The organism is Anaeromonas gelatinilytica (assembly GCF_016820635.1).
Taxonomy (GTDB): domain Bacteria; phylum Bacillota; class Clostridia; order Tissierellales; family SIT17; genus Anaeromonas; species Anaeromonas gelatinilytica.
In genome coordinates, this window is record NZ_WSFU01000039.1 from 25,892 (window position 1) to 38,493 (window position 12,602).

At 27.5% G+C, this 12,602-nt stretch carries 13 protein-coding genes; all 13 read right to left on the bottom strand.

The features are described 5' to 3' along the window. Positions 1 to 22 precede the first annotated feature (22 nt). On the bottom strand, positions 23 to 1,747 hold the full coding sequence (locus GOQ29_RS03195) for a phospho-sugar mutase (RefSeq protein ID WP_203371190.1): 1,725 nt from the start codon (positions 1,745 to 1,747) through the stop codon (positions 23 to 25). A 114-nt stretch (positions 1,748 to 1,861) separates the two neighbouring features. Continuing rightward, the gene (locus GOQ29_RS03200; protein ID WP_203371191.1) at positions 1,862 to 2,446 is read right to left on the bottom strand and encodes an ANTAR domain-containing response regulator; all 585 of its coding nucleotides are present in this window, start codon (positions 2,444 to 2,446) and stop codon (positions 1,862 to 1,864) included. A 62-nt stretch (positions 2,447 to 2,508) separates the two neighbouring features. Next, positions 2,509 to 3,843 (bottom strand): type I glutamate--ammonia ligase, encoded by a 1,335-nt coding sequence (glnA, locus tag GOQ29_RS03205; RefSeq protein WP_203371192.1) that lies wholly within the window; start codon positions 3,841 to 3,843, stop codon positions 2,509 to 2,511. 150 nt (positions 3,844 to 3,993) lie between these two features. Then, positions 3,994 to 4,443: a GNAT family N-acetyltransferase gene (locus GOQ29_RS03210; RefSeq protein WP_203371193.1), complete on the bottom strand. Its 450-nt coding sequence runs from the start codon at positions 4,441 to 4,443 to the stop codon at positions 3,994 to 3,996. Positions 4,444 to 4,634: 191 nt separating this feature from the next. Beyond that, a complete protein-coding gene (locus GOQ29_RS03215; RefSeq protein ID WP_203371194.1) occupies positions 4,635 to 5,060 on the bottom strand; it encodes a hypothetical protein in 426 nt (141 codons plus the stop codon). A gap of 116 nt (positions 5,061 to 5,176) precedes the next feature. Beyond that, positions 5,177 to 5,437, bottom strand: a complete 261-nt coding sequence (locus GOQ29_RS03220; protein WP_203371195.1) for an aldehyde dehydrogenase family protein — start codon at positions 5,435 to 5,437, stop codon at positions 5,177 to 5,179. A 1-nt stretch (position 5,438) separates the two neighbouring features. Then, complete coding sequence (locus GOQ29_RS03225) at positions 5,439 to 6,611, bottom strand: dicarboxylate/amino acid:cation symporter (protein WP_203371196.1); 1,173 nt, start codon at positions 6,609 to 6,611, stop codon at positions 5,439 to 5,441. Between the two features lie 208 nt (positions 6,612 to 6,819). Beyond that, positions 6,820 to 8,295 (bottom strand): 4Fe-4S dicluster domain-containing protein, encoded by a 1,476-nt coding sequence (locus GOQ29_RS03230; RefSeq protein WP_203371197.1) that lies wholly within the window; start codon positions 8,293 to 8,295, stop codon positions 6,820 to 6,822. Positions 8,296 to 8,312: 17 nt separating this feature from the next. Beyond that, positions 8,313 to 9,485 (bottom strand): SpoIIE family protein phosphatase, encoded by a 1,173-nt coding sequence (locus GOQ29_RS03235; protein WP_203371198.1) that lies wholly within the window; start codon positions 9,483 to 9,485, stop codon positions 8,313 to 8,315. Further along, a complete protein-coding gene (locus GOQ29_RS03240) occupies positions 9,485 to 11,209 on the bottom strand; it encodes a [Fe-Fe] hydrogenase large subunit C-terminal domain-containing protein (protein WP_203371199.1) in 1,725 nt (574 codons plus the stop codon). The genes GOQ29_RS03235 and GOQ29_RS03240 overlap by 1 nt, the downstream gene beginning before the upstream one ends. 2 nt (positions 11,210 to 11,211) lie before the next feature. Next, positions 11,212 to 11,457: a (2Fe-2S) ferredoxin domain-containing protein gene (locus GOQ29_RS03245; RefSeq protein ID WP_203371200.1), complete on the bottom strand. Its 246-nt coding sequence runs from the start codon at positions 11,455 to 11,457 to the stop codon at positions 11,212 to 11,214. Positions 11,458 to 11,764: 307 nt separating this feature from the next. After that, positions 11,765 to 11,974, bottom strand: a complete 210-nt coding sequence (locus GOQ29_RS03250) for a DUF1657 domain-containing protein (RefSeq protein ID WP_203371201.1) — start codon at positions 11,972 to 11,974, stop codon at positions 11,765 to 11,767. A gap of 270 nt (positions 11,975 to 12,244) precedes the next feature. Further along, positions 12,245 to 12,535, bottom strand: coding sequence for a hypothetical protein (locus tag GOQ29_RS03255; protein ID WP_203371202.1), 291 nt, complete (start codon positions 12,533 to 12,535; stop codon positions 12,245 to 12,247). Between the last annotated feature and the right edge of the window lie 67 nt (positions 12,536 to 12,602).

Sequence of the window (12,602 nt, forward strand, 5' to 3'; positions counted from 1 at the left end):
TTTTTAAAATAATATAAAATTTTTATTTTATATTATTTAATTTAGTCATTATACTATCTTTTATTTCTTTAATTTTTGCATCTGATTCTTTTTTATCTTTTCCTCTGCTATAAATATATATTTTAATTTTAGGCTCTGTTCCAGAAGGCCTTATGGCATACCATGATTCATTATCAAATTCAAATTTTAAAGCATTAGTTTTTTTTATATCAATTTTCTCTTCAGAACCATTAAACATGTCTTTTTTTATTTGATTTTCATAATCTGTAATCCTAATTAATCTATATTTCCCAATTTTAATTAAATAATTCTTTTTATAATATTTCATTATTCTAGAAATTCTTTCCTTACCTTCTATTCCTTCTAATACTAAAGAAAATGATTCTTCACTATAATAACCATATTTTTGATAGATATCCTCTAGTACATCTAATAAACTCTTTCCTTTCTTCATGTAATAAGCAGCTGCTTCTACTATCAACATAGAAGCTATTACTCCATCCTTATCTCTAACAAAATCATCATATACATAACCTATACTCTCCTCATATCCAAATAAATATGTATATTCTCCTGTTCTTTCAAACTCATTTGCCTTACCACATATATTTTTAAAACCTGTAAGAGTTTCTACAGTATCAACTCCATAAGATTTTGCAATATCTTTACCTAAATCTCCCGTTACTATAGACTTAACTATAACTCCATTAGGTGGTATTTCATTCTTTTCATTTAATCCTTCTAAAATATAATTTATTAATAATGCTCCGATTTGATTTCCATTTAATGATGTATATTCACTATTTTCATCTTTAATCATACATGCCATTCGATCACAATCAGGATCTGTTGCTATTAATATATCTGCATTTTTACTTTTCCCTAAATCTACTGCATATTTAAAAACTTTTATATCTTCGGGGTTTGGATATCCTACTGTCGTAAAATCAGGATCAGGATTCTCTTGTTCTTTCACTACGAACACATTCTCAAATCCTCTTTCTGATAAAACTCTCCTTACTGGTATATTTCCTGTACCATTGAGAGGCGTATAAACTATTTTTATATCTTTTTTTATTTTATCTCTTAAGAATGATCTTTTAACTCTTTCAATATATTCATTATCAATTTCATTACCTATCATATTTAATAATCCTTGTTCGCTTGCTTTCTTTTCATCCATAATTTTAATATTTGTAATATCATTTATTTCTTTTATTTTTCTGATTATTCTTTCTGCTATACCTGATAATATTTGGCTCCCTTCTTTCCAATAAACCTTATAACCACTATATTCCTTTGGATTATGACTAGCTGTTACTACTATTCCTGCTTGAGTTTTTAATTTTCTTACTGCAAAAGAAAGCTCTGGGGTTGGTCTTATATCATCAAATAGATATACCTTTATCCCATTATTAGCTAATACTAATGCTGATTTTTTTGCAAATTCATCAGATTTATGTCTTACATCATAAGCTATGACTACTCCTTTTTCACAAGCTTCTTTACTCTCATCTTTTATAACTTCAGCCAATGCTTGAGTAGCCATTGCAATAATATATTGATTCATTCTATTAGTTCCTGCTCCTATTTTCCCTCTTAATCCTGCCGTACCAAAATTTAAATCTGTATAAAATCTGTCCTCTATTTCTTCTTTATTATTTCTTATATCCAATAATTCCTTTTTAGTCAAATCATCTATATTTTTATTATTTAACCAATTCTCATATTTTTTCATGAAATCCATTTAATTCACCCTTTCATAATTATCTATTAAAAATTATTATTCTATTTTTACCCTCATATTATAAATTAATCAGAAAATGAAAATAATCATAGATTATATAATCTATGATTATTTTCATTTTTTAATATTTTTATTTTCTTCATCAATTATTATTTTAGATATCTTTTCAATTTTTTTACATTTATCCATACTTTCTTTTCTAATAATTTTATAAGCTTCTTCTTCTGTAATATTATATTTCTCTATTAATATACCTTTTGCTTTATCAATAATTTTTCTCCCTCTAAGTTTATCTTCAAGAATATTAACTTTATTTTGAAGAGTATCAATTCTATCAATATTCATTAAAGAAAATTCAACTGTTTTGTATAATGAATCCTTAATAATTGGTTTAGTAATATAGGCATATATTTTCATTTCCTTTATCTTATTTAAGAAGAATGATGTGGCATTATTTGTTATATATATGACTGTAGATAAATTATCATCTTCTATTATATTTCCTACTTGAAAAGCATCCATCCCCCAAAGATTTGTATCTATAATTGCTAATTCTGGATAGATTGTTCTACACATTCTAATAGCACCTAATCCATCAGTTGCTTCAAAAACTTTATATCCTTTTTTAATTAATAACCCTTTTATAATTTTTCTGGTATATTCTCCACTATCAGCAATTACTATCTTTTCCTCTCCCATATTACCACTCCAGAATTATATTCTATTACAAGTATTATATTGATAATCTATATTTTTTGCAATTAAAACTTCATTAAATATCTATCTATTTCCCATTGAGATATATATTTAGAATATTCATTCCACTCATATAATGCTGCATCTATTACTCTGTCAAATAAATGATCTCCTAGAGCTTCTTTCATAATTTCATCCTTGGAAAATTTAAGCACTGCTTCTTTTAAATTTGTGGGTAATCTATCTATTCCATTATCAAGTAATTCTCTTTTAGTCATATCATATAAATTATTATTTACTTTATTTGCAGGTTGTAATCTATGCTTAATACCATCCAAACCTGATTTTAGAGTAACAGCTAAAGCTAAATATGGATTAGCTGAAGGATCCGGACTTCTCAACTCAATTCTCGTAGAACTCCCTTTTTTAGATGGAATTCTTATTAAAGGACTTCTATTACTTTCAGCCCAAGCAATCATTACAGGAGCTTCATATCCTGGAACTAATCTTTTATATGAATTTACAGTTGGATTTGTAATAGCAGTAAAAGCTTTTGCGTGTTTAATCAGTCCCCCTAAAAAATAGTAGGCTGGTTTTGATAAATTAATTTCATCTTCTGTATCATAAAAAGCATTACTACCATCTAAATTTGCTAAAGAAACATTTAAATGCATACCCGATCCAGCTATATTATCTTTTGGCTTAGGCATAAATGTAGCGTGTAATCCATGTCTTTGTGCTATTATTCTAACAACCATTTTAAAAGTCATTATATTATCTGCTGTAGTAAGAGCATCAGCATATTCAAAATCAATCTCATGCTGTCCTGGTGCACACTCATGATGAGACGCTTCTATTTTAAAACCTATTTTCTTTAAAGCAGTTATTATATCTTTTCTAGCATTGCCTCCTAAATCTACAGGTGCTAAATCAAAATATCCAGCATTATCATGAGTTTCTAAAGAAGGTTCTCCTTTCTCATCTGTATTAAATAAGAAAAACTCACATTCTGGACCTACATTCATTATATAGTTTAATTCTTTTGCTTCATTTATCATTCTTTTTAATGTATTCCTAGGACATCCTTCAAAGGGAGTACCATCTGAATTATAAATATCACAAATTATTCTAGCTTCCTTATACTGACTTGCCCATGGAAATATTTGAAATGTAGATAAATCTGGTCTTAAATACATATCAGATTCTTCTATTCTTACAAATCCATCTATAGACGAACCATCAAACATAATCTCATTATCTAAGGCTTTATCTAATTGCTCTTTAGTAATTGATATATTTTTCATAACTCCCATTATATCTGTAAATTGAAGATGTATAAATTCTACTTCTTCATCAATTACTTTTTCTAATAATTCTTCTTTACTATAATCTTTCTTCATCACAATCACTCCTCTTTTAATTTAAGTAATAAATAAAAGGCATCTAAAACAAAAGAGACTAAATCCCTTTCATTTTGGACGCCTTTGCCCTTTATTTTTTAATTATAAATATATTATATACAAAATATATCTATTATGCAACACTTTATATTAATATTCTAAACTATTTAATAATAATATAGATGGTTTTTGAAATTCTTTATATGTTTTTAAATAAACATCAAACCCCATCTTCTTATATATGTGAATAAATATATCTAAATTTTTATCAACTTCTATTGTAGCTTCTGTAAATCCTTTATCTTTTATTCTTTGTAATACCCGTTCCATTAATAAATTTCCAAACCCATGTCTTCTATATTTTTCTAAAATCTTAAAACTACATAAATAAGCTCTATTTTTTCCATTGGCTTTATCTTTATCTTCTAAATTCCAAATAATATACAATTGTCCTATTAGCTCTTGTTTTTTATCATTCATAATAACCCAAATCTCCTGATTCTCTTTTTTTATTTTATCTATTGTATAATGGTTTTTTGATAAACTTTCTTCCTGACATAATTTTTCTAATTCTTCAATCGACCCCATTCTTATAAACATTATTTCACCTTCCTATCACTAGCATATTATGTGTTACTTTCTTGAAAATTTCTGTTACTTTTATTAAGAGTACACCTAATTATTAATAGTGAATAGTACTAACTTAATACATATTCTTTAAATACTATGCTTTTTCCTTCCTAATTATTAAAAATAAGAGATTATGAATAAAAATTCATAATCTCTTATTTTTAATAATATATTCTTCTATGCCCTCTCCTATGTCCTCTTCTAAATCTAGGTCTTCTAAATAATACTGTCAATAATAGGAACCACAGTAATAAACTAGTGCCACCAAAATATTGTACATTTACACCACTATATCTTCTATTGCTAGATTCTTCAACCTTAATAATTTTTTTCACATAATCAATTTTATCTATAGTATCAGAGTCTACAAAACCTTCCATCCTTGCTAATCTGTCTAGATTTCTTAAATGAATACTTTTAATTCCATCAGGAACTTCTTTTTGTATCTTATCAATCTCAACAAATAATTCTTCATCAGATTTTTGACCATATTCCTTTAAAAATTCATCATATTTATCTACACTTTCTTCTCCTAAAATCATTCTATTTAACAAATGACCCATATTATTATTGAAATCTACATCCATTCTATTTGGCCTCCATTTCTCTACTGATATTTATTCACTAATACTATATGTTAATATATTGCTTTTTGTTCCAAAATAGAATAAATAATTAATTATTTTATAAAATATATATTCTTCTATAATCCTATTGATATATATTTTATCTCTAAAAATTCCTCTAACCCATAATGTCCACCTTCTCTACCTATACCGCTTTCTTTAAACCCTCCAAAAGGTACTTGAGGAGTAGAAGGTACTCCATCATTTAATCCCACTATACAATATTCTAATGCTTCACTAACTCTAAATCCTCTAGATATATTCTCAGCAAATACATAAGCTGCTAATCCATTTCTAAATGAAGCTGTCTCAAGATAACTTTCTTGAGACAGCTTCATTTTAATCGCTTTTTAATTTTTTAGAGACTTTATTCATTATTATAGCTATGGCACCATCACCTGTAACATTAGTTGCTGTTCCAAAACTATCCTGAGCAAAATGTAAAGCTATCATTAAGGCTTGTTGTCCTGAACCAAATCCTAGCATTGTCTCCAAAAGTCCTAAAGCTGCCATTACTCCTCCACCTGGTATTCCAGGAGCTGCAACCATAGTCACTCCTAACATGAGAATAAAGGGAATCATTGTAGCTATAGAAGGATCATTACCATTCATAAGCATAACTCCCATAGATGCAAGAACTAATGTTATTGTATCTCCTGCTAAATGAATAGTAGCTCCCAATGGTATGACAAAATCCACTACATCTTCATCAACCTCATTTTTACGAGTACTTTCTATTGTAACCGGTATTGTTGCTGCTGAAGATTGAGTTCCTAATGCTGTAAAATAAGCTGGCAACATATTTCTTATACTCTTAATAGGATTTTTCCCAGTATATAAAAAAGCAATAATATACTGTACAACTATGTATCCCAATTGAAGAATAATAATTATTATAAATACGGATGAAAAAGTTTTTATAGTATTAAAAATTTCTCCTGTCGTTGTAATCTTAGCAAATATTCCAGCAATATGAACTGGTATAAAAGGAATTAAGATGTAACTTATTACTTTTTGAATTATTAATTGAAAATCCTTTAATACTCCAAATAATCTTTCTTCCTTTATATTTGCCATTCCAAGCCCTAAAACAAATGCTGTAACTAAAGCTGTCATAACAGCCATCATAGGATCTATAGTTATCTCAAAATATGGTGTTACATCTATACCACTACTTTCTCCTAATTCAGCTGCTTTAATAATATTAGGTAATATTGCTCTTCCTATTAATAATGCAATTACTCCTGCTATAACAGAAGACAAATAAGCAAATAATGCTGTTATTCCTAATAATTTTCCTGCTCCCCTACCCAATTCAGCAATACCTGGTGCCACAAAAACAATTATCACTAAAGGAATAATAAAATTTAAAAAATTACTAAAAATACCACTAAAAGTACTCATCAACCTTACAACTACATAAAATTCTATTCCTTTAGATATAAGTCCAATTACAATACCCAAAATAATACCAATTATTAACTTAGGTAATAGACCTATTTTTCTTTTCATTTTCCACTCCTCCTTTTATGTTTCTTTTTCTTTAAAAAATTATTACTTTTATTTTATTTTATTTTAATTAATATTACAAGAAAAAAACACTATAATCTTATGTTTAAAACTATAGTATTAATTTTATCTAAATAATATTATTTATACTTATTTAATTAAGAAAGGAAGAAATTTTATAAAATTTCTTCCTTTCTTAATAACAAATATATTAAATATTATTATTATCATAATTTCTTTCATAATCTATGTTTTTTACATTAAATATTCTAAGAGAATCTTTAACTTTTTCTTCTAAAGCTAACTTCCCATATTTATCTACTTCTTTTTTATCCTTTGGTCCATGAGTTAAAGAAGATGCTCCACCTATACATCCCCCCTTACATGCCATACCTTCTATAAAAGTAGCCTTTAATTTATTAAATTTAGCTAATTTTAAAGCTTTATCACATTCATCAAGTCCATCGCAACTTATAGGCTCAAATTTAACATTAACATTTTCCTCTTCTATAATATGTTTAATCGATTCTGATAAACCTCCAGTTCTAGCAAATATTCTTCCAAAGAAAGATGCATTGTTTAATAATCCATCTTCACATTCTTCCAACTTAATGCCTGCTGCATCAAGCATAGCCGCTAATTCTTCAAAAGTTATAACATAATTAGTACTATCCTTGATATCATCACATTGTATTTCCATTTTCTTTGCAGTACATGGTCCTATAAATACTATCTTAGATTTATCATCCATTTCCTTTATCAGTCTAGATATTGCTATCATTGGAGATATTGTAGTTGATATATTATCTACTAATTCTGGATAATTTTTTTGTATATAAGAAACAAAAGCTGGACAACAGGAACTAGTAATAAATTTCTTATCTGATATTGTTTCTATATATTCTTTAGTTTCATGAAGACTTACCATATCAGCTCCCAATGCCACTTCTACCACATCATGAAACCCTAACTTCTTTATTCCTGCAATAACCTGTTCAATTTTAGCATAAGTAAATTGACTTGCTATAGCAGGAGCAATTACAGCATATACATTAACATTATCATTACTTTTTGATTTCTTTAATAATTCTAATGTATCAACAATATATGATTTATCCATAATAGCTCCAAAAGGACATTGATACACACAGGCACCACATTGTATACACTTTTCATCATCAATAACTGCCTTTTTATTCTCATCAATATATAAGGCATCAGCCTTGCAAGCTTTTCTACAAGGTCTCATAACATCAGAAATAGCATTATAAGGGCAAACCTCTTTACATTTTCCACACTCAATACATTTATTCTGATTAATATAAGCTCTATGATTTATAAAAGTAATAGCATCTACAGGACATACTTCAGTACATCTATGGGCAAGACATCCTCTACAAGCTTCAGTAACAACAAATCTATCTATTGGACATTCATCACATGCTTCATCCAATACTTGAATAATATTATTGTTTTTTTGACTTTCTCCCGTAGCTAATTTTACTCTCTCAACTGTAATTGCCCTCTCCTTATGTATACAACATCTTGTTCTTGGATCAGGACCTGGATCTATAATCTCAGGAATATTATCCTTTTTTTCTTCAAGCTTTCCTTCCATAACAAGCTTAGAAACTTCCCTTAAAACTTCATACTTAATTTCTTGGACTTGATTTTCAAATCTTCGCATCCTCTGTCCTCCTCTAATTATATATAATTAATATTAATTTTCTTTCCTAAATGTTTCATAAGCGCTACTAATTCATCTACAACTTTTAATTTTATACTTAAATCGATAGGTAAATCAGGATTCTGATGAGCTGGATTAATAGCTTTCCCAACCCAAATATTAAGGTGAGTACAATTATTAATTAAATTATTCACTAGCATAGAAGCTCCATCTCTATTATTAAAAAATTCCCTTTGAATTATATTCGTATTTGGATCTATGAAATCTTTTATTTTTTCTACAGTCCTACTTAAAGTCAACACTCCTTCGGTAGCTAAATCAATACCCTTTATTGTTGCAGTAGGGGGAATATCCTCTACCATGGAATCAATATTTACCTCTAAATCTACGTTTAATTCCCTAGCCACAATTTTTGCAGCTGTACCACCACATACAATCTTTTTTCCTTCAGATTTCATTATATTTTTTACAACTTCACTATCTTTACTATCATCCTTAGGTGGTCCAGTAAATAAATTTATGATTTCAGGTCTTCTTACTTTAATTGCTACAACCGTCGTATCATCACCAGGTTTATCTAAATAGAGATTATTACATACTCCAACTAATTCTTTAGATATGTTCTTAGCACTTTTTTTTCTTTGAGAATTAGTTTCTAAATATTCAGCGACATTATCCCATTGCCATCCTAAATTTAAAATACCTCCTACTCCAGCATGAATAACTCCATCACTTACAATAGTTAATAAATCTTCTTCACATAATTTAAATTTACTTTCCTTTATCACTTTATTCTCAATATTAATTTCAATTTTATCTATATTATACTGTTTTCCATCTTTAATTAAGAAATAAGGAGGATTGTCGTATTCTGCTATATATACTTCTCCATCATTTTTAATTTTTATAATAGTAAATGTAGAATAAGCTAATTTTCTTATATTGCAAACTGGCAAAGTATTACTAATTGTCTTAACTGTTTCATCAATTGTTGCTCCTTCTCTAAGCATTGTTGCAGCAATTTTAGTAGTTAATGTAGCTAAAATATTTGCCTTTACTCCACTGCCTAATCCATCTGATAAAACTATTATTACACTATCTTCGTTCTTAATAATTTCTACATTATCACCACATAATTCTTCTCCATTTTTATTCAAATGATCATAAGCTACATCAATAAAATAATTCATCAAAAATCACCCATTTCTCCACTTGAAATATTCTTTAATTTTGTAAGAATAATTTTTGTTTCTGCTGTAGTTTCTCCTAACAAACTAGCGATTTCTTGTGCAACTCTCATTTGATTTTCTATGACACTTTGAGCAGCATCTATTGTTTGTTCCTTTACTCTATTTAATTCCTTCTTATTTGATTCTTCTATAGTTGTATCTACCATAATTGATAAAATTACATTTTGATCTTTTAAATACAAAATATTTTGGATAAGTACTATATTATACTCTTCATAATAAACCTTTTTATTAAGAATATTTTCCTTATTTTCTTTTACTTCATAAAAAATATCCTCATTTAATATAATAGAAATGGGCTTATCTTTTATATACTCTGAGCTAATATTAAAAAACTTTTCAGATGTAGGATTAAATTCTTTTACATTAAGATTTTCATCCATAACAATGATTCCATTAGGACTATTTTCAAATATAACATTTTTTAAGCTTTCAGCTTTACTCCTCATATATGGCAAACACATATCCATTTCAGCCATTCCTTTAATAATAGCTATTGCTTTATTTCTACAAGTATCATAACCGCATGCTCCACAATTCAATTCATCAGCTTTAGAATATTTCCCCATATCTCTTAATGTTTTATCAATTTCCTCCTGCATAATTTCATCATCTCTCAATGATTTATCAAAGAATTTTTTACTAAGATTTATATTTTCAGGAAGCTTAATATGTGATATATCTTCAATCTTTCTTCTTTGTTCAATATACTTTTTAACTCTAAACTTTCTCTTATAAAAATCAGTTTCATCTTTTGGCATGGCAGAACCACCAATACAACTTCCATTACATACATGTGCTTCTACGCATACATTATTTATAGATTTATTTTCTAACGATTTAAATAACTCGATACACTCATTAATACCATCTACAGAAATTAAAGTATATTTATCCTTCTTTTTTCCTTCTAATAAATTATTAATTACTCCACCTTTAATTGGATAGGCTAACCCATCCCCCATTGCAAAATTATCTAATTGAGAAGTATCTAAATTATTCAAGTCTATGTTTTCCTTATCAAACCATTCAGCAATTTCATCAAATGTCAAAACAGCATCTATCACACTATTATGTTGAAAATTTGACGCTTCAATTTTCTTAGCAGTACATGGCCCTATAAAAACTACAAATGAATCCATACCATAAACTCGTTTCAAAAGTTTTCCATGAGCTAACATAGGCGATACAATTGGTATCATATATTTAATTAAAGAAGGATAATACTTTTCAATTAAATAACATGCTGATGGACAGCTAGTTGTTATAATGTTTTCAGGACTTCTTTCATGAATATATTTTCTATATTGATCAGTTACAATCTCTGCTCCTAAAGCCGTTTCTTCTATAATATCAAAACCTAAATTCCTAAGGCCACTTATAATTTTAAGAGGATCATCTACTTCAAATGCACCACTAAACGTCGGTGCAATAGTAACTACTATTTTTTTATTTCTTTTTATTGCATCTTTAACTTCGTCTAATTCACTCTTAATACTCCTAGCCTCTTGAGGACAAACCTTCATGCATTGCCCACATCCAATACATCTTTCCTCTACAATTATTGCTTGTTCATTTTTAAATTGTATAGCTTTGACAGGACAATACCTTAAACATTTATAACAGTTTTTACAATTTGCCTCAGAGAAGTTGAGAAAATTCAAAGCTATAACCTCCCTGCTATATATTCATCAAAAAACTCATCTACTTTATTATCATCTACCGAAATAATAGGCCCATCATCAATTTTCACAGAAACTGCTTTTGTACATTCTCCAAGACAAAAAGCTGCTTTTACAACAACATCATCTATTAATCCTTTTTCTTCAATTACCTTTTGAAGTTGATTAACAACATTATATGCACCTTTTAAATGGCAAGCACTTCCTATACACACATTAATTATTTTCATGAAAATCGCTCCTCTTCATAAAATTTTTAATTACACCATATTCCTACTATATCTTAAGTATAAAATGTTGTTATTTTATTGTCAATCAAATTACTTCATATTAACTTCTTACACTTTATTAATATTTAAGCAAACCATTATATGCTTGAATTTTTCAACATTTTTTTATAATTTAAAACATTAAAATTTAATTTATAATTACAATATTTTAGTTAATTTATTAACATTTTTTTAATGAAATAAGGCTACATTTTCTTTCCAAAATTAAGAAAGAAAATGTAGCCTTTTTGAAATGATATATCTCTTATTACTGTTGTTGATTATATTGAGGTTCTTCTGATTTTACAAAATCAACTCTACTTTGAAGCATTTGTGACATATTCTCTGCATTAGTTGCTAATTGACTAAACATTTGCTTTGCTTCTTGATTATCAGTATCCATTGAAAAAGTCTTCATATCTGCTGCTAATCCTTTAGTACTTGCTAATGCCTGCTCCAATTTATTTATTATACTCATAAATATCAACTCCTTTAAATTTAAAATTGATTTTACGTTTATAGTATTACCTTTAATTCTTTTTTTATCTATATTAATATAATATTTTTATATTATTTTTGGTAATCTTATAATTTTTTATGATTAAAAAAATCATAATTTTTATTTATCTTGGATTTTAATTGGATTAAGACCTCTCAAATTTAAATCAGGTAGAGTATAGTCTCCACCTGATTCCTCGATGTTCATCTTTAGATGAACGAGTTCACTTAAGTATAAGAAAGTAACTTATCATAATTGAATAACTTTCCTGCTTACTTCCTCTGGTATAAATACCGTAGCTATCCAATTTAATGGAATTACACAGATTTTATTATTTGTTTTATTTATTACAACATTATCTTTAACGCCTAAAACTAATAGATCTTTAAATACAGTCTCTCTTCCATTAAGTAAAATATCAACTTTATTTCCCACTAATCTTTCAAATAATACTTTTAAATAGTTATCATCTTTTGATTCTTCTTGGTTTTCATTCATTAACATCCAGTTATATGGAATACATGGGTACATATTATACATTAATTTACCTCCTAGTACAATATATTTGTAACATAAAAGTTACATAGTATTACTTTCTATAAGTTAA